Annotated in this window: 23 protein-coding genes and 1 pseudogene; 12 read left to right on the top strand and 12 right to left on the bottom strand. The window is 38.7% G+C overall.

Annotated elements, in window-relative coordinates; genetic code table 11:
• Positions 1-462 precede the first annotated feature (462 nt).
• The 5 genes from rpmH to mnmE all read left to right on the top strand — a co-directional run bounded on the left by rpmH (position 463) and on the right by mnmE (position 4,562).
• Positions 463-597: a 50S ribosomal protein L34 gene (rpmH, locus tag MKL51_RS19675; protein ID WP_000831329.1), complete on the top strand. Its 135-nt coding sequence runs from the start codon at positions 463-465 to the stop codon at positions 595-597.
• Positions 598-626: 29 nt separating this feature from the next.
• Positions 627-1,019 carry a ribonuclease P protein component gene (gene rnpA / locus MKL51_RS19670; RefSeq protein WP_005063921.1) on the top strand — a complete coding sequence of 131 codons (393 nt, stop codon included), beginning with the start codon at positions 627-629 and terminating at the stop codon, positions 1,017-1,019.
• A gap of 10 nt (positions 1,020-1,029) precedes the next feature.
• The gene (yidD, locus tag MKL51_RS19665; protein ID WP_003656027.1) at positions 1,030-1,350 is read left to right on the top strand and encodes a membrane protein insertion efficiency factor YidD; all 321 of its coding nucleotides are present in this window, start codon (positions 1,030-1,032) and stop codon (positions 1,348-1,350) included.
• Between the two features lie 5 nt (positions 1,351-1,355).
• Positions 1,356-3,116 carry a membrane protein insertase YidC gene (yidC, locus tag MKL51_RS19660; protein WP_002115440.1) on the top strand — a complete coding sequence of 587 codons (1,761 nt, stop codon included), beginning with the start codon at positions 1,356-1,358 and terminating at the stop codon, positions 3,114-3,116.
• 90 nt (positions 3,117-3,206) lie between these two features.
• Positions 3,207-4,562, top strand: a complete 1,356-nt coding sequence (gene mnmE, locus MKL51_RS19655) for a tRNA uridine-5-carboxymethylaminomethyl(34) synthesis GTPase MnmE (protein WP_009392881.1) — start codon at positions 3,207-3,209, stop codon at positions 4,560-4,562.
• A 48-nt stretch (positions 4,563-4,610) separates the two neighbouring features.
• On the opposite strand, the gene MKL51_RS19650 is transcribed toward mnmE, so the two are convergent.
• Positions 4,611-4,874: a metal/formaldehyde-sensitive transcriptional repressor gene (locus MKL51_RS19650; protein ID WP_017481210.1), complete on the bottom strand. Its 264-nt coding sequence runs from the start codon at positions 4,872-4,874 to the stop codon at positions 4,611-4,613.
• 57 nt (positions 4,875-4,931) lie between these two features.
• Between MKL51_RS19650 and dmeF the strand changes: the two genes are divergently transcribed.
• Together dmeF and MKL51_RS19640 are read left to right on the top strand one after the other, a co-directional pair.
• Positions 4,932-5,924, top strand: coding sequence for a CDF family Co(II)/Ni(II) efflux transporter DmeF (gene dmeF, locus MKL51_RS19645; protein ID WP_032015090.1), 993 nt, complete (start codon positions 4,932-4,934; stop codon positions 5,922-5,924).
• A gap of 95 nt (positions 5,925-6,019) precedes the next feature.
• Positions 6,020-6,718, top strand: coding sequence for a DsbC family protein (locus tag MKL51_RS19640; RefSeq protein ID WP_017481212.1), 699 nt, complete (start codon positions 6,020-6,022; stop codon positions 6,716-6,718).
• Between the two features lie 52 nt (positions 6,719-6,770).
• Here the strand turns inward: MKL51_RS19640 and MKL51_RS19635 are convergent, their stop codons facing one another.
• The 8 genes from MKL51_RS19635 to MKL51_RS19600 all read right to left on the bottom strand — a co-directional run bounded on the left by MKL51_RS19635 (position 6,771) and on the right by MKL51_RS19600 (position 14,271).
• Entirely contained in the window at positions 6,771-7,022 is a 252-nt protein-coding gene (locus MKL51_RS19635) for a GlsB/YeaQ/YmgE family stress response membrane protein (protein ID WP_002115476.1), read from the bottom strand.
• A 172-nt stretch (positions 7,023-7,194) separates the two neighbouring features.
• Complete coding sequence (hpt, locus tag MKL51_RS19630; protein WP_002115408.1) at positions 7,195-7,722, bottom strand: hypoxanthine phosphoribosyltransferase; 528 nt, start codon at positions 7,720-7,722, stop codon at positions 7,195-7,197.
• A gap of 214 nt (positions 7,723-7,936) precedes the next feature.
• On the bottom strand, positions 7,937-9,262 hold the full coding sequence (gene guaD / locus MKL51_RS19625) for a guanine deaminase (protein ID WP_017481214.1): 1,326 nt from the start codon (positions 9,260-9,262) through the stop codon (positions 7,937-7,939).
• A 56-nt stretch (positions 9,263-9,318) separates the two neighbouring features.
• Positions 9,319-10,374, bottom strand: coding sequence for an aromatic ring-hydroxylating oxygenase subunit alpha (locus tag MKL51_RS19620; protein ID WP_032007322.1), 1,056 nt, complete (start codon positions 10,372-10,374; stop codon positions 9,319-9,321).
• Between the two features lie 291 nt (positions 10,375-10,665).
• Positions 10,666-11,826 carry a glutathionylspermidine synthase family protein gene (locus tag MKL51_RS19615; protein WP_000823189.1) on the bottom strand — a complete coding sequence of 387 codons (1,161 nt, stop codon included), beginning with the start codon at positions 11,824-11,826 and terminating at the stop codon, positions 10,666-10,668.
• Between the two features lie 21 nt (positions 11,827-11,847).
• The gene (locus MKL51_RS19610; RefSeq protein WP_270904390.1) at positions 11,848-12,213 is read right to left on the bottom strand and encodes a hypothetical protein; all 366 of its coding nucleotides are present in this window, start codon (positions 12,211-12,213) and stop codon (positions 11,848-11,850) included.
• A 187-nt stretch (positions 12,214-12,400) separates the two neighbouring features.
• Positions 12,401-13,357 carry a TerC family protein gene (locus MKL51_RS19605; RefSeq protein ID WP_017481217.1) on the bottom strand — a complete coding sequence of 319 codons (957 nt, stop codon included), beginning with the start codon at positions 13,355-13,357 and terminating at the stop codon, positions 12,401-12,403.
• A 317-nt stretch (positions 13,358-13,674) separates the two neighbouring features.
• Positions 13,675-14,271, bottom strand: a complete 597-nt coding sequence (locus MKL51_RS19600) for an undecaprenyl-diphosphatase (protein ID WP_017481218.1) — start codon at positions 14,269-14,271, stop codon at positions 13,675-13,677.
• 135 nt (positions 14,272-14,406) lie between these two features.
• Here MKL51_RS19600 and MKL51_RS19595 point away from each other — a divergent pair, with 135 nt between their 5' ends.
• Entirely contained in the window at positions 14,407-15,657 is a 1,251-nt protein-coding gene (locus MKL51_RS19595) for a low temperature requirement protein A (protein ID WP_017481219.1), read from the top strand.
• A gap of 69 nt (positions 15,658-15,726) precedes the next feature.
• Here the strand turns inward: MKL51_RS19595 and mpl are convergent, their stop codons facing one another.
• Positions 15,727-17,100, bottom strand: a complete 1,374-nt coding sequence (gene mpl / locus MKL51_RS19590) for a UDP-N-acetylmuramate:L-alanyl-gamma-D-glutamyl-meso-diaminopimelate ligase (protein ID WP_017481220.1) — start codon at positions 17,098-17,100, stop codon at positions 15,727-15,729.
• A gap of 240 nt (positions 17,101-17,340) precedes the next feature.
• Between mpl and MKL51_RS19585 the strand changes: the two genes are divergently transcribed.
• The 4 genes from MKL51_RS19585 to MKL51_RS19570 all read left to right on the top strand — a co-directional run bounded on the left by MKL51_RS19585 (position 17,341) and on the right by MKL51_RS19570 (position 21,514).
• Positions 17,341-17,703, top strand: a complete 363-nt coding sequence (locus MKL51_RS19585) for a DMT family protein (RefSeq protein ID WP_075384089.1) — start codon at positions 17,341-17,343, stop codon at positions 17,701-17,703.
• 183 nt (positions 17,704-17,886) lie between these two features.
• Entirely contained in the window at positions 17,887-18,399 is a 513-nt protein-coding gene (gene purE, locus MKL51_RS19580) for a 5-(carboxyamino)imidazole ribonucleotide mutase (protein ID WP_000994663.1), read from the top strand.
• A 9-nt stretch (positions 18,400-18,408) separates the two neighbouring features.
• A complete protein-coding gene (locus tag MKL51_RS19575) occupies positions 18,409-19,530 on the top strand; it encodes a 5-(carboxyamino)imidazole ribonucleotide synthase (protein ID WP_017481223.1) in 1,122 nt (373 codons plus the stop codon).
• A gap of 691 nt (positions 19,531-20,221) precedes the next feature.
• Positions 20,222-21,514 (top strand): lytic murein transglycosylase, encoded by a 1,293-nt coding sequence (locus MKL51_RS19570; protein WP_017481224.1) that lies wholly within the window; start codon positions 20,222-20,224, stop codon positions 21,512-21,514.
• A gap of 63 nt (positions 21,515-21,577) precedes the next feature.
• On the opposite strand, the gene MKL51_RS19565 is transcribed toward MKL51_RS19570, so the two are convergent.
• A complete protein-coding gene (locus MKL51_RS19565) occupies positions 21,578-21,952 on the bottom strand; it encodes a hypothetical protein (protein ID WP_014207668.1) in 375 nt (124 codons plus the stop codon).
• 101 nt (positions 21,953-22,053) lie between these two features.
• Positions 22,054-23,021, bottom strand: a pseudogene (locus MKL51_RS19560) (M57 family metalloprotease).
• Positions 23,022-23,083 lie beyond the last annotated feature (62 nt).

Raw genomic sequence — 23,083 nt, 5'->3', positions numbered from 1 at the left:
CACAATCCATAAATATAGTAAAAACAGAGTTATCAACAACTCAAATATATGTTTTTTAAATTTAAAAGTGCGAAATCCACAGAAAAAGTTATCCCTAATAAGAATAAATTTAAATTTCTAAATTTGAATTTATTTAATAGGGTGGAGATCTTTTGTGGATAACTGCAAAATATGAATTTAAATTCAAATACAGCAAATCCAAACCAAGATGGTATCTTGTTTTGTTGATAAATATGTATATAAGGTGTGTATATATTAAAAGTTCTAATAAAAATAGACAATTACTTTGTGTATAACTTTTAAAGCTATATATTGCACTGAATTATGACCGTGATAAAAAGAAGAGAAGAGATTAAAAATTTGGGTTAAATACAAAACTTTCTTGGTTTTTCATTGACAGCGTAAACATTGCACAATAAAATCGCGGACCTTTATAGAAAGATCATTTTTGGGAGTTTCAATATGAAACGTACTTTCCAACCATCTGAATTAAAGCGTAAACGCGTTCATGGTTTCCGTGCTCGTATGGCAACTAAAGCTGGTCGTCAAGTATTAGCTCGTCGTCGTGCAAAAGGTCGTCATAGCTTAACTGTTTAATACTGTTACGCTGACCAGACTTGGGTGTGATGACACTTTACAGTTTTAGCACAGACGTGCGAATACGCTGTGCTGCAGATTATAAAAGTGTATTTGATGGTGCGCTTTTTAAAGTGCATCAACCCCATTTTTTATTTCTTGCAAAATTAACCGAACAGCCTAAAAGCCGTTTGGGTATTGTTGTTGCTAAGAAAAAAGTGCGCCGAGCGCATGAAAGAAATCGAATAAAACGTCTTGCTCGTGAGAGCTTTCGTCTACATCAGCCGAATTTTGGATCAGACATAGATGTTGTGGTGATGCCGAAAGTTGGTATAGAAACGATTACGAATGCTGAGCTATATCAACAATTAGACTTTGCTTGGCAAAAATTACAGCGCTTAGCAAAAAAACATTCTAAAGTTGGCACAACCTCGCAGAATTAAGAGATAGCCAATGGTCCGTTTTCTACGTTGGTTGATTCGACTGTATCAAATTGCGATTAGTCCGCTTCTTGGACCCCGTTGTCGTTATATCCCGACTTGTTCCCAATATGCGATAGAAGCATTGCAAACTCATGGTGCGATAAAAGGCGTTTGGTTATCTTCTAAACGGATATGTCGTTGTCATCCGTGGGGAGGATCTGGATATGATCCGGTACCGCCAAAAGCAATTCGTTTTATTTCGTTTCATCAAATAGATTCTCAAACGCATCATGTTGCTGTACCCTTTCGTGATCGTTTACTGAAGCAAAATCTCTCTAACCATTTGGGGTAATAGATATGCAACAATGGGCCAGGTTTGCAATTCTCGGGGCCATGTTTGTCACCGCATATTTGCTCATTTTGGCTTGGCAAAAAGATTATGGAAATGCTGCAACTGCTCCGCAACAACAAGCGGCAGCTGTAAGTTCGCATGAAGTATCTGCTGATTTGCCAAATGCTAAAAATGCAACAGTGGCTTCCGATGTGCCACAAGCAAATATTGCGCAGTCACAAACCACAGATGCAACTGCACCTGTGAATCAACAGCTTATTTCAGTACAAACTGACCTTTACCATATTTGGATCAATCCAAAAGGTGGTGATATTGTTCGTATTGAATTACTCTCACACGACAAAAGCAAAGACAGCGATCAACCTTTTGTTATGCTTGAAAATGATGCCAAGCGTACATATGTTGCTCAATCTGGCTTAATTGGTTTGAATGGACCAGATAGTAGTCGTGGTGGTCGTCCATTATATGCTGTTGAAAAGACATCATATACTTTGGCTGATGCTAAAGGTGTACAGGACCAAAAGGGGCAATCTGAAAAAGTTTTAAACGTTCCGATGGTATTTAAAACACCTGAAGGCGTTGAAATTATTAAAACTTTTACCTTTACTCAAGGTCAATATCCAATTGTTGTAAAACATCAAGTCATTAACCGTAGTCAACAAAGCTGGCAAGGTCAGATGTTTGGACAATTAAAGCGCGATAATTCTGAAGATCCAGGTAAATCTTCTCAAGGTATTTTCACTCTAGGAACTTTCTTAGGTGGAGCTTGGGGAACGCCTGATGCACATTACAACAAGCTTAAATTTGCTAATTTCTCAGAAGAAAAAGTAAATACTGAAGCGAAAGGTGGATGGGTTGCGATTGTTCAGCATTATTTTGTAAGTGCTTGGATTCCTGGAAACCTTAAGCTGACTCAAGCGAATGGTCAGCCTTATGTAGCTAAGCTTGAATCTCGTCAATCTGCTGATCACATGAATATCATTGGTTTTACCTCACCAGTGATTAATGTTCCGGCAGGCACTTCAATGGAAGTGGATGCAAAACTTTATTCAGGTCCGAAAGTACAATCTGAATTAAAAGATTTAGCTGTTGGTTTAAATCAGACTGTTGATTATGGTTGGTTATGGCCGATTGCTAAACTCTTGTTCTTAGGTCTTCAATTCTTCCATAGCATTGTGGGCAACTGGGGATGGTCAATCATCTTGCTTACCATTATGGTGAAGATGATCTTGTGGCCTTTATCTTCAAAAAGTTATCGTTCTATGGCGAAAATGCGTGTGATTGCACCAGAAATGCAACGCATGAAAGAAGAGTTCGGTGAAGACCGTATGCGCTTCTCGCAAGAAATGATGGCTTTATACAAGCGTGAACAAGTAAATCCACTTTCAGGTTGTTTACCATTGTTGCTACAAATGCCAATTTTCCTTGCTTTGTACTGGGTACTCATGGAAAGTGTGGAATTACGTCACGCACCATGGTTAGGTTGGATTCAGGACTTGTCAGCAATGGATCCTTGGTTCATCTTGCCGTTAATCATGGGTGCTACCATGTTTGCACAGCAAATGTTGAACCCGCAACCCGCTGATCCAATGCAGGCAAAAGTGTTCCGCATTATGCCGATTATGTTCACGGTATTTATGTTGTTCTTCCCTGCCGGTCTTGTACTGTACTGGATTGTGAACAACAGTATTACTATTTTACAGCAGTCGTTTATTAATAAGAGCGTTGAGAAAAGTCGTATCAATAAGACTGAATCAGCTTCTTAATCGTTGAACTTTTGCTGAATAAATCCGCTTAAGATGGTAATCTTAGGCGGATTTTTCTTTGGCTGGATTTTAGGTTTTTAGGTGAATAATATGCAAAGTCAAACCACGATTGCCGCAATTGCAACGCCACCTGGGCGTGGTGGTGTGGGCGTGATTCGCCTATCTGGACCTAAGGCTTATGAAATTGCTCAAAACCTGACACAAAAAAACTTGCCAGAAGCGCGTATGGCGGGTTTCCGTAAATTTTATGATGCTGATGGCAGTATTATGGATGAAGGGATTGTTCTATGCTTTCCCAATCCTCACTCGTTTACAGGTGAAGATGTTGTAGAGCTACAAGGTCACGGCGGTCCAGTCATCCAAAATGCCTTGCTTGGACGTCTATTTGAGCTTGGTGCAATTGCTGCAAAAGCCGGCGAATTTTCCATGCGTGCTTTTGAAAATGGCAAGATGGACTTGGTACAAGCGGAAGCGATTGCCGACTTGATTGATGCGACTTCGCAAGCTGCGGCACGCTCTGCGGTTCGCTCTTTACAAGGCGCATTTTCAACAAAAATTAATACCGTTTTAGAAAAACTGATTCATTTACGCTTGCATGTTGAAGCAGCAATTGATTTTCCTGAAGAAGAAATCGATTTCTTGGCAGATGGCAAAATTTTAGCTTTACTTGAGGATGTTCAGCAGTCGGTACATGCCGTTCAAACCTCTGCACGACAAGGGCAATTACTCCGTGAAGGTTTGCAAGTCGTTATTGCGGGTAAACCAAATGCGGGTAAGTCGAGCTTGTTAAATGCACTTGCTGGTGTTGAGCGTGCAATTGTGACAGATATTGCTGGTACAACTCGTGATGTTTTACATGAAAAAATTAGCTTAAATGGTCTACCAATCACCTTAACAGATACTGCGGGTCTTCGTGAAACAGGTGACATCGTTGAAAAAGAAGGGATTCGTCGTGCAATCAAAGAAATTGAACAAGCTGATTTGTTATTGCTGGTTTATGATTTAAACCAAGGTGATGACCCATTAAAACTCGCTCAAGAGTATTTTGCGGAACATATTGAACCGCGTCGTTTAATGTTAATTGGTAATAAATGCGATTTAACTGGTCAATTAGCTGAAATAAGTGATTTTCAAGGTTTCCGTCATATAACTGTTTCTGCAAAACAAGAGATGGGCGTACAAGGCCTCGTAGACGCGATTACAGCGCATGCAGGCTTCCACCCTGAGGAAGACACCTTTATTGCAAGAACACGTCATTTAGACGCAATGAAGCGCACGCAGCTCTATCTTTCAGAAGCACGTGAACAACTTGTTGTGTTTAACGCAGGTGAACTGGTTGCTGAGTCACTACGTCTTGCCCAAAATGCTTTAGGTGAAATTACTGGTGACTTTAGTGCCGATGACTTATTAGGCAAGATTTTTGGTTCATTCTGTATTGGAAAATAATTACAAAATTCTGAATGATGCACATCGCTGTGTCATTCAGTCACCTCGTTAACCGTATCTTTTTAGAACCTTTAAAAACTCATCTAGCTCATTCTGATCAACTTGTGCGTCTTTGAGCACGTGATAATGTAAATGCTGTTCCATCAATTCACTCATCAAACCGTTTATTGCCCCTTTAATTGCAGCAACTTGTTGTAGTATTTCTATGCATGAAATATCTGGCTGTTCAACAGCATGCTCAATGCTGTTGATTTGTCCTTTTAGTCGTTTTACACGATTAAGTATTTTTTTATCCTGACCAATGTGACTCATCTGTGTTCTCTTGTATAATTCAATATACTGGTAGGGAGTATATTGGGTTTAAATATTATGCAGGATCATAGTGTATCACGTCATCATCAACATCAGTTTGATGAAGGAAATCCACTTGCACAAAAACGTATTTTGATTGCAACGATTTTAACGGCATCAATGATGGTGTTAGAAATATTCGGTGGATGGTTTTTCAATTCAATGGCACTTTTGGCTGATGGTTGGCATATGAGTTCCCATATGTTGGCTCTCGGTTTAGCCTATTTTGCCTATCGCGCGGCTCGTCATTATTCCAAAGATCGTCGGTTTAGTTTCGGAACTTGGAAAATCGAGATTTTAGCGGGTTATAGCAGTGCAATTTTGTTGATGGTTGTCGCCATTTTTATGGCGTTTCAGTCGATACAACGTTTATTTAATCCAGTTGAAATTTTTTATAATGAAGCGATTCCGATTGCAATTTTAGGTTTGGTCATTAACTTGATTTGCGCATGGTTACTTCACGATGATGGGCACCATCACCATCACCATCACCATCACCATCACCATCACCACCACCATCACCACCACGAGCATGATCATGGGCATCATCACCACGATTTAAACCAAAAAGCTGCATTTTTACATGTAGTTGCAGATGCAGTAACTTCTGTTTTTGCAATTATTGCGCTTTTCGCAGGTAAGTATTTCGGATGGGATTTTTTAGACGCACTTTTAGGAATTTTAGGTGCTATTTTGGTTGCAAAATGGTCTCTGGGATTAATGAAAGAGACAGGAAAAACCCTTTTAGACGCAGAAATGGATCATCCGGTAGTTGAAGAGATCCGTGAAGTAATTGCTGAGTTTCCTAAACACATTGAAATTACGGATATTCATGTCTGGAAAGTCGCGAAAGGTAAGTTTTCTTGTATTTTGGCACTCGAAACTGATGATATTTCTTTAACCGCAGATCAGATTCGTCATGCTTTATCCATTCATGATGAAATCGTGCATATATCTGTAGAAATTAATACTCTAAAATCTATTTATGTTCCACGTGAAACATTGGCATAAATGAGTGGAAGTTTGGTTATAACTCGGTAATCAGTTCTGTTTTAAAAAGCTGAACTGATTAAAATGATCTCCTCTCCTACCTATGAGTCAGTTTTATGCTTAAAAAATTAGGAATATTGGCATTATTTAGCCTAACTGCAAGTGTGAGTTTCGCTAATGTAGATACTGTTAGGGAAAATATTAAAAAACAATATCCTAATTTGAAAATTAGCAATATTCAGAAAACTGAAATGCCTGGGTTATATAGCGCTAATCTTGATCAGCAAATCATTTATGTTGGTGAAGATGGGCAACATATGTTTATAGGCTCTATGATTCGGTTAAAAGACCAAAAGAACTTAACCAAAGATCTAGTTTTAAGACAGAACTCAATTGATTGGAAACAGCTGCCTTTAAAAGATGCGATTAAAACGGTGAAAGGTAATGGACAGCATGTTTTAGCAGTATTTTCTGATCCAAACTGCCCTTATTGTAAACAGCTTGAGCCTGAACTCGACAAGCTGAAAGATGTGACTATTTACACGTTCATCTATCCTTTAAAACCTCAGTCTATTGTGGTTTCTAGACAAGTTTGGTGTGCACCAAATCAATCTTATTCATGGAAAAAACTGATTCAGCAAGGTGTTAAACCAATAGCTGCGAGCTGTGCAAACCCAATTGATCGTAATTTGGAATTAGGAAAAAAACTCGGCTTTAACGGCACCCCTACCCTAATTTTTGCGAATGGTTTCAAACTGGTTGGCGCACGCTCTGCTGAAGAAATTCAGGCCGTATGGAAAGAGTTAGGTCTTTAAAATAAATTAAAAAAAGCACCATAAGATGCTTTTTTTATAAATGAATTAAAGTTTAGCTTTTTCGTGCAATCAAGTTGTAGATAAAAAGAATAACGATGGCACCAATCACGGATGCGATAAAGCCTGCAGCTGAGTTTTCGCCGTAAAGTCCAAGTAAACGACCACCATAAGTAGCTAGAAGTGAACCTGCAATACCAATCAAGGTCGTTACGATGAAACCTGCTTTATCATCCCCAGGATGCAAAGCACGAGCGATTAAGCCAGCAAAGAAACCAACTACAATAGCAACAATAAGTGACCACATATTTGTTCTCCAGTTGTTTTTTTGATGAAGTTAATGATTTTGCTTCATATTCTATCGTGCGGTAGAGCTGTCTATTTTGTCTGTAGCAGATTGCGACTTTTTGTGTCTTTTTTGTTCAAAGCTAAGGCTTTATATAAAAAAATAGCACCTTGCGGTGCTATTTCTCTGAAATTTATAAACCAATTTCACCAATAAATGGCAAGTGGCGATATTTTTGATCGTAGTCTAAGCCGTAACCCACAATGAATCTGTCTTCAACTTCAAAACCTAAAAATTTCACTTCAAGATCAATTTCACGGCGAGACGGTTTACTCACTAATGTGCAGAGTTGGATTGAATTTGGCTCGCGAGTTTGCAACATTTCAACGACTTTGCTTAAGGTATTGCCTGAGTCGATAATATCTTCAACAACCAATACATCTTTACCGCGAATTTCACCGTCAAGATCTTTTAAGATTTTGACATCTCGACTTGAAGTCGTACCGCCGCCGTAGCTAGACACTGTCATGAAGTCGAGTTCATGCGGTTTAGTAATTGTACGGCACAAGTCTGCCATGAAAATAACAGAACCACGAAGTAGTCCAATAAGAACTAATTCTTTATCACTATTTGCATAGTGAGCGTTAATTTGCTCGCCGAGCTCTTTGACTTTTGCTTGAATTTCTTCGGTTGAAATCATGATGCTCATTGCAACAGTCATGGCAGATTCCTACAAGATATAAAAGAAAAAATAAAAAAGGTGTTGACCTGCAACACCTCGAAAATCTGAGTTAATGGTAAAATTTTAAAGCAAAATGACGTTTCATGCACCCTTTGATGGCTGTGAAATTTTATCATTTTGCGGATTATGTCGATCACGCTTTAATGCAAGAGCACATATTCCAAATAATAACAAAAACTTAACAATGACTTTTTTATTTGGCTGTTTCTTTTTGATAAGCACGGTTTCCATAAATATAAGTCGCCTCAATATTACGGTCATCACCTAAAGTGAATAATGCAAACAGTGAGTCTTCAACAGATTTGGATTTAGACTGGCGAAGTTCCTGTAATGCTGTTGGCTTGAGATTCAGTACCACAAAGTCTGCTTCTTTACCGACATTGAAGTTGCCTAACTGATCTTGTAAATCAAGCGCTTTTGCTCCACCTAAAGTTGCATGATAGAGCGCTTCATAAGCTGAAAGTTTATCACCTTGTAACTGCTGAACCTTATAAGCCTCGTTAACGGTTTGCAGCAAACTAAATGATGTACCAGCACCGATATCTGTCCCTAAGCCTACTTTCACTTGTTTTTCCCAAGTTTTTTTCAGTGGAAATAAACCACTGCCTAAGAACAGGTTTGACGTTGGGCAAAATGCAATAGCCGATTGTGTATCATGCATACATTGCCATTCTTGATCTTCTAAGTGAACGCAATGAGCAAATACAGAACGTTTACCAGTCAGGCCATAATGTTGATAAACATCTAAATAGCCTGCTTGTTCTGGAAATAAAGATTTCACCCAAGCGATTTCATCTTTGTTTTCACTTAAATGGGTATGTACATAAACATCTGGAAATTCTTGTTTTAACTGCCCTGCTCTTTCTAACTGTTCAGGTGTAGACGTTGGTGCAAAACGTGGAGTAATCGCATAGAGAGCACGGCCCTTACCATGCCATTTCTCAATCAGTGCTTTGGTGTCGCTGTAAGCTGTTTCTGGCGTATCACAAAGCGCTTCAGGTGCATGGCGGTCCATGAGTACCTTACCAGCAATTAAACGCATCTGAACGTGTTCTGCGGCTTTAAATAAGGCATCAACAGACTCGGGGTGAACTGTACAGAAAACCAGTGCTGTGGTTGTACCGTGTTTCAGTAGCTCTTGAACAAAGAACTGGGCAATTTCACTTGCATATGCTTTGTCCTGAAATTGGATTTCAGTTGGGAAAGTATAAGTATTGAGCCAACTTAAAAGTTGTTCACCATATGCTCCAACCATTTCGGTTTGCGGGAAGTGAATATGGGTATCAATAAAGCCGGGTACAATCAATTGTTCTGGATAATGTTGAATCTCAACCCCAGCAGGTAGATGCGTCTGAGCGTCTTCCCATGCACCAAACCATTTGATTTTTCCATGTTCACTAACCAATACACCATCTTCCAAATAACGCACTTGATTTGGAATATCTGTTGGCTCAGAGACGGTTTGCTGGATATCTAAAAAACGACCACGCACAACGGTGGTATTTGCGATTAATGACATGGAAAGCCTTTATATTTTCACTTTTTTCGATTGATTGTACCCCAGTTAGCTAATATTTAAACGGTATAACGTTTACTTAGTCCCCATTCAGCCAAAATCCGTCGATAAGTCGTTGATGAACGGTCTGCTTCAAAATGTGCTTCCATCATTAGATCAAGCGGTAGTTCTTCTGGTTTTTGTGATTCGACCATGTCTTGGTCTTCGGCAAAAATTTGGGCATTAAATGCATATACCTTTTCTAAATCACCTGTTTGGTCAAAGTTACGGGTGAGTGGAACAAATAAACGGGTTTTATTATTTGAGATAGGACAACAGGCATTCAAAATTTTTAAGACTCCACCTTCTGGAAAATCGACCGTGAGTACGGCTGAAAAAGGTGGATAGACATCAAAGGTGCGCGTCCACAAAAAGCCTTCTGGTTCGAGATGTTTTAGTTCATGAGGATAGTTACTGACATTGCTGATATAGACCGTTTTTAAGCCATAGTCGGTACGTTCAGTGTGATATTTAGGGACGATGGGATTATCGCGATTCGCAAAGGCATTGTGATGTACCCACGCAAAATGAGCGACATCGATAAACCCTTCAAGTTGACGTCCACTAGAACCACCAATATCGACGAAAGGCGGTAAAATTGATTGATGCTCTGCGTGGTCCCAAGTATCTAATATAGGAATATTGGCTTTAGCAATATCACGACCATGAATACTGGTCCAAATGAGACCATATCTTTGTACAACTGGAAATTTGGTCAGAGAAAAACGATCAGAAATTTTAGTTAGTTCGGGCTGAGCTGGTATTTGGGTACATTTCCCTTCGGTGTTATAGCGTAGACCATGATAAGGACAGACAATCTCCTCACCATCCACCCAACCTTTGGTTAATGGCACCCCACGATGTGGGCAAATATCTCGAACCAGATGAATTTCCCCACTTTCTGTTTTATATAACGCCATATTGACGTCTAGTAGCGTGACTCGTTGAGGTGCAGTAGAGACATCTTGAGTACGTGCGACGGGATACCAGTGAGTAGATAAAATTTCCCAATCTTTTGCTTCAAAACTGCTGTTACACGGCATGGCAACGGGCGTTAAAGTTGGAATCGCATTCATGGCATCACTCCTTAAAAAAATCAGGGCTCTCACGAGCCCTTAAAATCTAGGCTTTTTTCTTTTTAGGAGATGCAAAGAGCTTGCCAATATTGATTTTTAATTGAAGAAATAAGAATAAAATTATTAAATTACATAATATTAAGTCATTATATTTTTGAATTTTTGTTCTAATTTAGCTTTAAAAATAAATATTCATTATCGCTATATACGTAAAATGCTCTGTTTGATTGCGAATCAAGCATAATAAAAAAGCACCTAAAAAGTGCTTTTTAAAATACCTCTAGGTACTTATTACTCGACAAAATAATGTGCTGCAAAGTGAGCATCATTACCAATAATGTCATAGCAATCTTCACGAATAGACATGCCGGCGCATTGATGTCCAACCATCCATAAACCGAGTGTAGGTAGTTGCCCTGAAAATAATGGGGTATCTACCCATTTCTGTACGACATAACCGTATTTGTCATAGTCATCAAAATAAAAGCTACCAGAAGCCGCGCCTTGGTCATGGCCGTCTTGTAAAACTCGAATATTGGCCCCTTCCCTTGCCAAAATCGGCTTTTTCACCCATTTGCCAGACAACGCTTGTTGCGGGTCATAGGTATGGGTTTCGACCAACAATGGATGGTTTGGATAACGCTTCCAAAGCTCAACCAAAATCGCTTTATTTGAAAGTAACATTTTCCAGCAAGGTTCAATCCACTGTGTTTGTGGGTGGATATATTGAGAAAAGGCTTCTTCCCAGATCCATTCCCATGGGTAGAGCTTAAATATGTTTTGAATGGGCTGATTATGAAGATCAACAAAATCTTGCCCGTTCCAGCCTATGTTCTCCATAGAAAGCTCGGAAACTTGTAGATGAGCTTGATAAGCGGTATCCATTAAGTACTCTAAATTACCCCAGTCTTCCCTTCCAGCCTCCTGACAAGCAGCAAAATGCACATGGCTACCACGCGGTAAAATTGTTTTCCAGCGTTTAATCAGGTCTTCATGAATGCTATTGAATTGATCTCGGTTTGCAATGCCTGAGACTTGTTCTATCCACAGCCACTGCGCGACAGAGGCTTCGAGTAAGCCCGTCGGCGTGTCGGCGTTATATTCCAGCATTTTGATATTTCGCCCATCGTAAGCGAAATCAAAGCGGCCATACAGCATCGGAGCATTTTGTTTCCATGAATGTTCAATATGGTTTATAGCGACTTCAGGAATTTGAAAATAAGCAGGATAGTCGCCCCGTTGAATAAGGTCTCCTACTACCGATAAACACATTTGATGCAGTTCATTTGCCGCATCTTCCAGTTGTTCAATCTGTTTAAGGGTAAACTCATAAGCAACTCCTTCAGACCAGTAAATTGAGCCATCGAGAGAAGGTAAATTGAAATAATCAAAACCAATATTCTGATGCTCCACTTGCCAGTCTGGTCGTGGAGTAAATATTTTTCTTTTCATATTAAGTGAATGCCTAAAGACTTAACCGCCGAAAGAAAAACCGCTACGACCAAAACCACCACGAATTGGGGATGAAAAAGACGAACTTTTCGATGTGCTTGAAATAACTGGTCGGCCTACACTCAAATTGCTGTAAGGATGTAAGGTATTACCGTGGTAAGAAACTTCCCGATTATTTTGATAATACGCAGGACCTAAATAGCGACTACCAACATAGCTAGAACCATGTCCACTTGAGCTATTTTCTTCTTCACATGTTTCATTATTCCAGTCGCGAGCACAGTCATATTGGTTGTTATATACATCTTGTACTAAAGGACCATCATTATGGCTACATGCTGTGAGTAATAGAGGGACAACGACAAGATTAATTTTTTTAGAACGCATGAGACTCCACACATTTTAATAAGTATGTTCGGCATAAAATACCGAATAGCTGTTATCTATTATGTTTCTGATTAGGAAGATAAATTTTAAGTTGGCATATGATATTGATCTGTTTTTTTAAAGTACAGTCTATTTTGAAAATTTAGATAACAAGGCATCTCACGTGTAGATGCCTTGTTGTGATGAATTAAGACTGCAATTGCTTTTTGTTGTGTCGTAAAGAAAGGTAAGCAGTGATTGCTAACACTATTACGATAAAGCTTAACGAGATCCAGATTGGCATGTGGAATACATCAAGCAACAACATTTTTGCACCAATGAACAATAAGATGATGCCTAAGCCGTATGGCAGGTAATGCAATTTAGTTGCAGCGCCAGCAAGTAAAAAGAACATTGCGCGTAAACCTAAAATTGCCATTAAGTTCGCCGTTAAAACAATAAACGGATCGCTAGTTACCGCGAAAATAGCAGGAATAGAATCTACGGCGAAAATCACGTCTGAAGCTTCAACCAAAATCAAAACTAGAAATAACGGCGTTGCCCATAATAAACCGTTTTGACGTACAAAGAATTTGTCACCTTCAAGCTGTGGTGTAATACGTATATGGTTACGTAACCATTTTAAGAGTTTGATATCTTCAATATTGGTTTCTTCTTCTTGGCCTTTTAAGAACTTAAAGCCTGTATATACCAAGAACGCACCGAAGATATAAAGTACCCAGGAAAACTCTTGAACGAACCATGCACCAATAAAAATAAAGAGGGTACGTAGTACGATTGCGCCTAATACGCCGTAGAGCAAAATTTTACGTTGTAGTGCAGCTGGAATAGCAAACGCTGCGAAAATCATTAACCAGACGAAAACGTTGTCAATTGCGAGGGACTTTTCGAGTAAGTAACCTGCAAAGTATTCCATGGTTTTTTGGTTTGCTAAGGTCACCCCAACCGTTTGTTGTAGGTAAAGCCATAAACCACCACCAAATAAGGCTGCGACGCTTACCCACGCCACACTCCAGTAAGCAGCTTGCTTAATTGAGACATCCTGACCTTGCTTTTGCTTAAAGCCTAAAAAGTCAATCAGGAGCATGACAATGACTATGCCAAAGAATGCTACATACAGCCATAAATTGCCGATTGTTTCCATAAATCCTCCATACATCCGGCAATTGGGCATAAAAAAACCTCGACCAGTTGCCAGATGAATTAAACATCTGTTTCAACATGATCAAGGTCTTGCCTACATCATGAATTTCACGATGCTCAGATACCGACTTTTTAATAAAAGCGTATTGACGATATCTGACACATAACATTGCTGTTATGTTTGGAGGAGGCTACTCCCCTTGTCAAACTAAATTCTGTTTTGGATAAAACATATCCAAGTACACATAGAATGGCAGATTTTTTTGTATTACGCAACTGAACTTAATGTCGTAGTTCTAATGCAAAAAGATCTATGGATTATTTAATCAATCCGCGATCTAAAAGCGGTTTGCAGATAATCTGGTAAAGGTGAATACAGAATGTGGTCAAACTTGTGCCGTAAGCATTCCAGAAGTAATAACCTGCTGTATTGACTAGTAGTGCGACAATAAAAGCCCCTAACATGTCTAAAGGGAAATGCACACCTAAATAAATACGTGACCACGCCACTACAAATGACAAAAATAAAAGGATGATTCCAATTATTTTGCGCTGAGCAAACAAATAAGACAGAGCAATAGTGCTGAAAATCAGCATGTGATTACTTGGAAAAGATGCCGTTGGTGCATGTTCAATAAATGTAGTACCCACACCCATTACAAACGGTCTGGAGTGATGGTAAAACAGAGAAATAACATAACCGACTAAAAGCGAAACACAGGTTAAAAAGACAGATTTAATAACCCTATTTTTTAAATCTTGATCGCCATAAAACCATAAAAATGTAAGGATGAATAAAAGAATATAGAGGAGATCATTAGCGAAAAAGATAGCAAGACGAATGATAAATTGACTCGCATCCTGAGCCCCATTAATCACATGGAATAAGCTAAGGTTGAGTGTTTCTAAAGACATTCATATTCCAAACACGAACAAAAACGTGAGCTATGATAAAGAATTAAGCTTAAGGTCTTTATAAAGAATTGTCACAAAAATGAAATATAGCTCGTTTGTGAGTAAAGATTAAACAGCAGGTCTAGATAATTTTTAATGCGTGTTCTGGCCGTTAATATTAAAGTGTTAACGTGTTGGCACTTTATTCGAGAACGTTATTTTATGACTACTCAAGAAAAACAGAAAAAATTAAGTTTGAGGTCTTTAACTCCAAGAGATCCAAAACAGCCGCATAGAGCAGCAACTCCCCTCGAATTATTGTTCGATTTGATTTTTGTGGTCGCGATTGCAACAGCAGGTCAGCAGTTACATCATGCAATTATTGAAAATCACCTCTGGCATGCGCTGCCAAGTTATTTGATGGTATTTTTTGCGCTGTGGTGGGCATGGATGAATTTTTCATGGTTTGCCTCGGCTTACGATAACGATGATGCATTGTATCGATGCCTTACCTTTGTACAGATTGTAGGTTCATTGGTGATGGCAGCGGGTATCCCTGATGTATTTCGTAGTCAGGATTTTGATGTAATCATTATTGGTTATGTGATCATGCGAATGGCCTTAGTGACTCAGTGGCTCCGAGCTGCAAAACATGACCCAGAAAGGCGTATTACAGCTTACCGCTATGCTGTAGGCATTGTCTTGGTTCAGGTAGGTTGGTTAGTTGCTAATTTTGCACACATACTTTCTATTCCTCTATTTTTATTTTTAGCAGTGATGGAGCTATTTATTCCTATCTATGCAGAAAAATATAATCCAACGCCGTGGCATCCTCATCATATTGTAGAACGTTATGCCTTACTCACAATTATTGTGTTGGGTGAGTCGATTGTCGGTAGTTTTAATGCCATACGTGATGCTTTAGCCGCTCAGTCAATGAATATCCCTGCCATTTTCTTGATGGTCGGTGGATTGATGTTGATGTTCGCAATGTGGTGGGCTTATTTTGATCGTAGTGAGCAACACCATCATGTAAAAGGTGTACGCCCATTTGTTTGGGGATACGGTCATTATTTTGTTTTTGTCAGTATTGCTGCGGTAGGTGCTGCGCTTGCTGCTGCCGTTGATGTTACAACTCATCATGCACATATTTCTGATTTATACATGGGAATAGTCGTTGCGGTGAGTGTGGTGCTCTATACCACCTGTATTTGGATACTTTATGAGTTTCAGTGTTTATCTGGAATCACGAAATGGTTTTATCCAATCACAGCGCTCATCATTTTATGTATTCCGTTTATTTGTAATAACGTGGGATATAGCGTTTTTGCGATGGGCATTGTCTATAGTTTACGTTTAATGGTTTCCAATAAATTTATGGCCAATATAGAGCCAGAAAAGATTTAAAAGTCACTGATATAAAAAATGGGTTTCAATTTGAAACCCATTTTTTTATTGAATCATCTAAAGCGGAAGTTAAGCAGCTTTTGCTTTTAATGCGCTCATTAATTTTTGATGTAAGCCACCAAAGCCACCATTAGACATAATCACAACGGCATCGCCCTCACCTGCTTCATTGACAATACGCTCAGTAATTTCATCAAGTGAACGGCTCACTTGAGCATGGTTAGAAGCAGCTTCAATCACTGGTTGTAAATCCCAATCTAAGCCTTCTGGCTGATACCAGATGACTTCGTCTGCTAAGCGTGCTGAGTGTGCTAAGCCATCTTTATGACTGCCCATACGCATGGTGTTTGAACGTGGTTCAATAATGGCCCATAAACGGCGTTCACCTAAGCGTTTGCGTGCGCCATCTAAAGTTGTGTCAATTGCTGTTGGATGGTGAGCAAAGTCATCATAGACTTCAATACCATTGACTGTGCCTAACAACTCCATACGACGTTTTACACCGCCAAAGTTAGACAAAGCTTCACAAGCTTGTTCAAGCGTAACACCTACATGTTGAGCGGCTGCAATCGTTGCCAAAGCATTCGCTACGCTATGTTGACCAGTCATGCTCCATTTTACTTCGCCAACAACATTGCCATTTTCGAGTACTTTAAAATGGCTGCCATCAATTGAAATGAGTTCGGCAGATAAAGCTGCTTTTTCATTCGCTTCTAAACTTGTACGAATCACTGGTGTCCAGCAACCCATTTCAAGCACTTCATCAATATGAGTTTCAGTAATCGGCGCAATAATACGGCCTTCACTTGGAATGGTACGCACAAGATGGTGGAACTGTTTTTGAATCGCTGCTAGGTCATCAAAAATATCGGCATGGTCAAATTCAAGGTTATTTAAAATCGCCGTTTTTGGATGATAATGAACAAACTTAGAACGCTTATCAAAAAAAGCAGAGTCATATTCATCGGCTTCAACGCAGAAGTATTTTCCACCGCCTAAACGAGCACTTTCACTAAAACCAAGTGGAACACCACCAATTAAAAAGCCTGGATTTAAACCAGCCTGATCAAGTACCCAAGCCAACATGGTTGTAGTTGTTGTTTTTCCGTGAGTACCTGCTACACCAAGGACATGTTTGCCTTGTAAAACATGATCTGCAAGAAACTGTGGGCCAGAAATATATGGCAAGCCTTCGTTCAGCATATATTCCACAGCATCAATACCACGTTTCATGGCATTGCCGACAATAACCAAGTCTGGATGAGGCTGTAAATGACTACGATCATAGCCTTGCATGAGTGTAATGCCTGCATTTTCTAACTGGGTAGACATCGGTGGGTAAACGTTTAAATCGGAACCGGTTACCTTATGTCCTAAATCACGAGCCAAAAGTGCTAAAGAGCCCATAAAAGTGCCACAAATACCCAAGATATGCAGATGCATTGCTCGCCTTCTCCACTGCTTTTGTACACAACATTAAAATGAATTGCTGTGTGTGCATTATTGATAAATTTGCCAGCAACGATAGCAAGGCTAAACTCGAAAAGATAGTCAAAAATCGTTGTTGTTCTATGTGTTTGAGGCCCGGATAAAACTACAGGTTTATTTTTTGGATTTAAGCTGAATTACAGTTTTATCTTTTATAATATTTTGTATCGTTAAAATACTTAAATCATCGTGATGATGAAGGATGTGCCTTTGAGCCCAACGGTTTTAGCTTTTACGCTATTAATTATTTCTAACTGCTTTATGACACTTGCATGGTATGGGCATCTTAAATTTTTGCACCATGCCCCACTCTGGCAAGCAATTCTATTCGGGTGGATTATTGCCTTACTTGAATATAGTTTTATGATCCCTGCCACTCGTATGCTAAGCGCACAAGGCTGGTTACTCGGTGAAATGAAGATCACTCAGGAAGTGGTTACCCTAGTTGTGTTTGTGCCATTTATGATTTTCTTGTTTAAGCAACCCTTTAAACTCGATTACTTATGGGCAATGTTATGCCTATTTGGTTGTGTTTATTTCGTATTTAGAAGCCAGTAAAAATTAATCAAAATCTTGTTTTCAGATAGATCGTTGTTAAATCCATCGGATTCATGCTTTTTCCTCATAAACTTGGGCTTTGGGGTGAGTGAAAAAACAGCTATAATATTGGCCTCATCTTTTTCTCTCATGCTTGGCTTGGTACAAGTCGAGTTTTACCATTTTTACGCTTTGGAAATGCCAATGAACGCGGTCGCAACAGATACCCAACCTTTAGTCGGAATTATCATGGGTTCCCAGTCCGATTGGGCAACGCTTGAACATACTGCCAATATGCTTAAACAGCTTGGTGTCCCATTTGAAGCGGAAGTGGTATCTGCTCATCGTACTCCAGACCGTTTATTTGAATATGCAGAAACTGCGCGTGATCGCGGTATTCAAGTGATTATTGCAGGCGCTGGTGGTGCTGCGCACTTACCAGGTATGTGTGCCGCAAAAACTGACTTACCTGTGTTGGGTGTACCAGTTAAATCATCAATTTTAAATGGTGTAGATTCATTACTTTCAATCGTACAAATGCCAGCAGGTATCGCAGTGGGTACTTTAGCGATTGGACCAGCTGGTGCGACCAATGCTGCGATTATGGCTGCACAAATCTTAGGTTTAACTCGTCCAGAAATCGCAAAAAATGTTGCTGATTTCCGTGCTGCGCAAACTGATAAAGTTGCAAGCAACAATATTCCGGGTCAGGTGTAAGAGGCTGAAATGGATAAAACTATCGGTATTTTTGGTGGTGGGCAATTGGGCCGTATGATGGCGCAAGCAGCTTTACCATTAAATATTCAATGTACTTTTTTTGAAGCAAATACAGATTGTCCAGCAGGTGTTTTAGGCCAAGTTTTTTCTAGTCAAGATGAGCAAGGTTTAAAGCAGTTTATTGAAAGTGCTGATGTTTTCAGTCTTGAGTTTGAAAATACGCCAGTTGAAGATGTGGATGTTTTGACACAAACTAAAACATTGCACCCTCCCCGTGTTGCTTTAGCAACTGCGCAAAATCGTTTGTCAGAAAAAGCATTGTTTGATGAGCTTAATATTCCTGTTGCGCCGTATCGTGCTGTAGATAGCTTAGAAAGCTTGAAAAAGGCTGTGGCTGAGCTTGGTTTACCGATCGTGCTTAAGACTGCAACTGGTGGATATGACGGCAAAGGCCAGTTTGTACTTCGTTCAGAAGACCAGATTGATACTGCTTGGGCTGAGCTTGGTCCTGCAAAAAGTCTAGTTGCCGAAAGCTTTGTTAAATTCTCTCGCGAAGTTTCAATTATTGCGGTGCGTGGCCAAAATGGTGAAGTAAAAACTTGGCCTCTGGCTGAAAACCATCATCATAATGGTATTTTATCGCATTCAATTGTTCCGGCACCAAATAGTGAAGCTTTGCAACCTGTTGCTCAAGACTACATTACACGTTTGCTGAATCATCTCAACTATGTTGGCGTGCTGACTCTAGAGCTATTTGTAACAGAACAAGGTTTGTGTGCAAATGAGATGGCACCACGTGTGCATAACTCAGGCCACTGGTCAATTGAAGGCGCGGTTTGTTCTCAGTTTGAAAACCATATTCGAGCTGTTGCAGGATTACCATTAGGCTCAACAGAAGTTGTTCGCCCAACGGTTATGATCAATATTATTGGTCAACATCCTAAAACTGAGGATGTACTTGCCTTAAATGGTGCTCATCTGCATCTTTATAACAAGTCAGAACGTGCTGGCCGCAAATTAGGTCATATCACTTTAATGCCTGTGGATAGTAATGAATTGACAAATTTATGCCGTCAATTGGCGGAAATTTTGCCAGAACCACTCGCTTTAACAGCAGATATGACCCTCTAAAAGTATTTTTAATTCTCTAAAAAGCGATCTTCGGATCGCTTTTTTTTATCTTTTAAATTTAAAAAATAATAGAACATACATATTTTGGGGTTGTGGATAACTTTAATTGGAACTTTTGAATTTAAAAAAGCTACTGTAATTTGAATTTAAAACTACAAAAGGCAGCCTTGGTTGTTTTTGAATTTAAAATTAGTTATCCACAAAAGTATTTTTAAATTTAAATGAGAGAGTTGGATGTGCTTTTTAAATTCAAAAATAGAAGTCTGTTGGTATGGGGTTTTAAATTTAAAAATTTTGGCTGATCTTTAAATTTAAAAAATACGGATTTTTGTGGTGGTAGACTCTAGTCTGTAATAAATAATAAGGAGATATAGAATATAATTATTAAGGAATAGAAGTGTTTTTTGCTGTGCTGTGGATAAAGTTATCCACAATAAAGAGAGATTTATAGTTTAAATTTAAAGAAGTACTTTTGAATTTAAACTTGAGTATCGGTTTTGAATTCAAAACTAATAATTTGGATCTAAAGAATTTTAAATTCAAAAATAAAGTAGAAAATTTGAATTTAAAACATGGGGAATGAATTTAAAGTAGAGATTATGAATTCAAATTTACGTTTTCTCTCTGAAATTTTGGACTCATAATGGTATGGTACTTACAAATTTAAATTTAAAAATCGAACTAGGATAATATGCGACGTTTTTCTTGTATTGTTGGCTCTGTATTTTTAGCGATGACTCAGGCTCAAGCAGAGCTCGTAATTAATGGTTCTACAATATCTAGCAGTGCTACTGTTCCAGTAGTGACGAGTGAAGATTATACGCCTAATAATAATTTCCAAAGCTGTTTGGCAAATTTACGTTCTCAAGCAATTGCTGCTGGAGTATCTGGTACAACTTATGATCGTTATACCCAAAACTTGACCCCAGATTATTCAGTTATTGATAAATTAAACTATCAACCAGAATTTTCGACACCAATTTGGGATTATCTTTCTGGTCTAGTTGATGAAGAGCGCGTTGAGCTTGGTAAACAAAAACTGGCGCAACATCGAGATGTTTTAAACCGTGCTTCTCAAATCTACGGTGTGCCGCCGGAAACAATTGTAGCAGTGTGGGGTGTTGAAAGTAATTTTGGTGATATTTCTGGTAAATATCCTTTATTACAAGCACTCGGCACTTTAAGTTGTGAAGGGCGTCGACAAAGTTATTTCCGCACTGAGTTTTTTGCCACTATGCGTATTTTACAACGTGGTGATTTAACCGAAGATCAACTGAAAGGTTCATGGGCTGGGGCATTTGGTCATACTCAATTTATGCCATCTACCTATGAACGTTTAGCTGTTGATTTTGATGGAGATGGTCGTCGAGATTTAGTGTCGAGTACAGCTGATGCACTGGCTTCAACTGCTAATTTCTTAAATAAAGCAGGTTGGCAAACAGGAATGCCGTGGGGTTTTGAAGTCAAAGTTCCCCAAGGTATGTCAATTGATGGAGAAGGGCGACGTTCAAAGAAAGCTTTAAGTAGCTGGAGTGCACGAGGGGTGACCCGAATTGATGGTTCTCCACTTGTTCAAGGAGCTTTATCTGGTAATACTTCAGCGGGTTTAATGGCACCTGCAGGTATAAATGGTCCAGTATTTTTAGTATTTAAGAATTTTGATGCTATCTACAGCTATAACGCTGCGGAAAGCTATGGACTTGCGATTGCACATTTATCTGATCGTTTAAAAGGTGCTGGTCCATTTGTTGCGTCTTGGCCAACTGATGATCCGGGAACTTCACGTGCAGAACGTCGTGAAATCCAACAATTTTTGATTAATCGTGGCTATGATATTGGTGCAGTTGACGGTCTTATTGGAGGTAAAACCCGCGTAGCTATTCGTCAGGAGCAGACTCGTTTAGGTTTAAATCCAACAGGACGGGCAGGGCAGCAAATTTTACGCGCATTCCGTCAAGAACAAGCTCAAAAAATGATGCAATAAACTGGAAATAATAAAAAAGGTCTGCTCATGCAGACCTTTTTTATAGGTACTTATATAAGATAATTACTCTAATTTAACTGCTTCCAAAATATCAAAAATAACTGACGTAACATCTTGGCTTAAATCACGATCATTAAAGATTTCATATGCAGTAATGGTGACATCAGTATCACTTGGTAATTGCTTTTGCTCTTCTTCAATTAAATGTTCAATCGGTAACAGAGTCTGTTTTACTTCAAGATGGAGAATATCTTTATATTCGATATTTTCATCCTCAAGCTCGATTTCATGCTCATTGAAAAAGGGAATTAAAATAGAATGGAGGTATGGTTTAATTTCAATAATATCAAACAGTTCAATATCACGAGTCTGTTCAATCGTGCTGATATGATCATTTACTTCAATCAGGATATGATAATAACTCATCTTGATCTCCATTCTATTTTCGTTAGCTCTTATGACCACAATAACATGACTTTGATATCAATTTCGATGTATCTACATAGAAATAGATACATCATTTTATATCAAGCTTTTAATTATTGAGGTAAAGCACTTAATAGATCACGGTCAGCATCCGTAAGTCCAGTGATTTTTTTGTCACCATCTTTACGTACTGAGTACATCAATGCATTTGGTTGATCACTATGTTTTAAACCCAGTGCATGTCCTAACTCATGAGCAATGGTTAAGCGTAAGTCATCAATAGATTTAAACTCATAAATCACAATTTGTTTGCCGTTATAGATACCTTTTTTAAAGACATCCGCTTGAGCATTTTGCTTAAATTGGTTCAATGAATTATTAAACTCATTATTAATCTGATTAAAATGAGTAACTTTGACATTTAAGTCTTTAGCTTGCTGATTATATGCAGCAATTTCTTTCTTTAAAGCAACAGTTTGTTTTTGCAAATCTTTCTGAGTTTTAGCCAAAGATTTAGCGCTGTATTCAGGAGCTAATTTGCCTTGGTTAAGCTGCATCATTAGTTGGTCAAGATTTTTCAATTTGCCATTCAAAATCTGCTTCTTATTTTCAAGCTCAGACTGAGTTTGACCAAGAGTTTGCTTCAATTGCTTAATTTGTTGCTGTTCATCAATTACACGTTGCTGTTCTTGTTGGAACTGAGCTGCAATTTTTTGACGCTGTTCAGAACGGCTTTGACTATTATCGTAAACTAAACGAATTTCTAACTTTGCATTTGGATCATAAGTAAAATAATCCTGTCCAGTACCTTGTTTCCAAATGTCCGCAGCTTGTTGACTAATTTGAATTAATTGGTCTTGGCTTAAACCAAAACGTGGATCAATATCAGCAATTTTATAAGTCAAATGTTGACCTGTTTTTTGCTGGATTTGAGTATGTGCTGGAGTTGCAAGATTAGCATTAGCCTGAAAATTAGAAAAAGCAAAGGCTACGCCTAATAACAAAGATGTTAAACGCATAATCGAAAGGGGAGATTTTAAAAAAAACGTATTATAAGAATATAAAATGAAAGATCAATCAAAAAACGTACAAATCAGGAAAATAAATGAGACTTTAGTCTCATTATTTTTTACCAAATGCCAA

Source organism: Acinetobacter sp. AOR18_HL, from assembly GCF_027855145.1.
Classification (GTDB): domain Bacteria; phylum Pseudomonadota; class Gammaproteobacteria; order Pseudomonadales; family Moraxellaceae; genus Acinetobacter; species Acinetobacter pittii.
Note: the sequence above shows the minus strand (reverse complement) of the source record. Positions and strands in the feature narration are given on the sequence as shown.

Excerpts from the sequence above, each read along its gene's own strand:
- MKL51_RS19605 (WP_017481217.1), bottom strand. The coding sequence starts at position 13,357 with ATGGAAACAATCGGCAATTTATGGCTGTATGTAGCATTCTTTGGCATA.
- MKL51_RS19610 (WP_270904390.1), bottom strand. The coding sequence starts at position 12,213 with ATGCGTTCTAAAAAAATTAATCTTGTCGTTGTCCCTCTATTACTCACA.
- MKL51_RS19620 (WP_032007322.1), bottom strand. The coding sequence starts at position 10,374 with ATGAATGCGATTCCAACTTTAACGCCCGTTGCCATGCCGTGTAACAGC.
- MKL51_RS19585 (WP_075384089.1), top strand. The coding sequence starts at position 17,341 with ATGAAGGATGTGCCTTTGAGCCCAACGGTTTTAGCTTTTACGCTATTA.
- MKL51_RS19595 (WP_017481219.1), top strand. The coding sequence starts at position 14,407 with ATGCGTGTTCTGGCCGTTAATATTAAAGTGTTAACGTGTTGGCACTTT.
- MKL51_RS19640 (WP_017481212.1), top strand. The coding sequence starts at position 6,020 with ATGCTTAAAAAATTAGGAATATTGGCATTATTTAGCCTAACTGCAAGT.
- MKL51_RS19565 (WP_014207668.1), bottom strand. The coding sequence starts at position 21,952 with ATGGAGATCAAGATGAGTTATTATCATATCCTGATTGAAGTAAATGAT.
- MKL51_RS19635 (WP_002115476.1), bottom strand. The coding sequence starts at position 7,022 with ATGTGGTCACTTATTGTTGCTATTGTAGTTGGTTTCTTTGCTGGCTTA.
- MKL51_RS19600 (WP_017481218.1), bottom strand. The coding sequence starts at position 14,271 with ATGTCTTTAGAAACACTCAACCTTAGCTTATTCCATGTGATTAATGGG.
- MKL51_RS19575 (WP_017481223.1), top strand. The coding sequence starts at position 18,409 with ATGGATAAAACTATCGGTATTTTTGGTGGTGGGCAATTGGGCCGTATG.
- yidD (WP_003656027.1), top strand. The coding sequence starts at position 1,030 with ATGGTCCGTTTTCTACGTTGGTTGATTCGACTGTATCAAATTGCGATT.
- yidC (WP_002115440.1), top strand. The coding sequence starts at position 1,356 with ATGCAACAATGGGCCAGGTTTGCAATTCTCGGGGCCATGTTTGTCACC.
- MKL51_RS19570 (WP_017481224.1), top strand. The coding sequence starts at position 20,222 with ATGCGACGTTTTTCTTGTATTGTTGGCTCTGTATTTTTAGCGATGACT.
- mpl (WP_017481220.1), bottom strand. The coding sequence starts at position 17,100 with ATGCATCTGCATATCTTGGGTATTTGTGGCACTTTTATGGGCTCTTTA.
- rnpA (WP_005063921.1), top strand. The coding sequence starts at position 627 with ATGACACTTTACAGTTTTAGCACAGACGTGCGAATACGCTGTGCTGCA.
- guaD (WP_017481214.1), bottom strand. The coding sequence starts at position 9,262 with ATGTCATTAATCGCAAATACCACCGTTGTGCGTGGTCGTTTTTTAGAT.
- hpt (WP_002115408.1), bottom strand. The coding sequence starts at position 7,722 with ATGACTGTTGCAATGAGCATCATGATTTCAACCGAAGAAATTCAAGCA.
- MKL51_RS19615 (WP_000823189.1), bottom strand. The coding sequence starts at position 11,826 with ATGAAAAGAAAAATATTTACTCCACGACCAGACTGGCAAGTGGAGCAT.
- dmeF (WP_032015090.1), top strand. The coding sequence starts at position 4,932 with ATGCAGGATCATAGTGTATCACGTCATCATCAACATCAGTTTGATGAA.
- mnmE (WP_009392881.1), top strand. The coding sequence starts at position 3,207 with ATGCAAAGTCAAACCACGATTGCCGCAATTGCAACGCCACCTGGGCGT.
- rpmH (WP_000831329.1), top strand. The coding sequence starts at position 463 with ATGAAACGTACTTTCCAACCATCTGAATTAAAGCGTAAACGCGTTCAT.
- purE (WP_000994663.1), top strand. The coding sequence starts at position 17,887 with ATGAACGCGGTCGCAACAGATACCCAACCTTTAGTCGGAATTATCATG.
- MKL51_RS19650 (WP_017481210.1), bottom strand. The coding sequence starts at position 4,874 with ATGAGTCACATTGGTCAGGATAAAAAAATACTTAATCGTGTAAAACGA.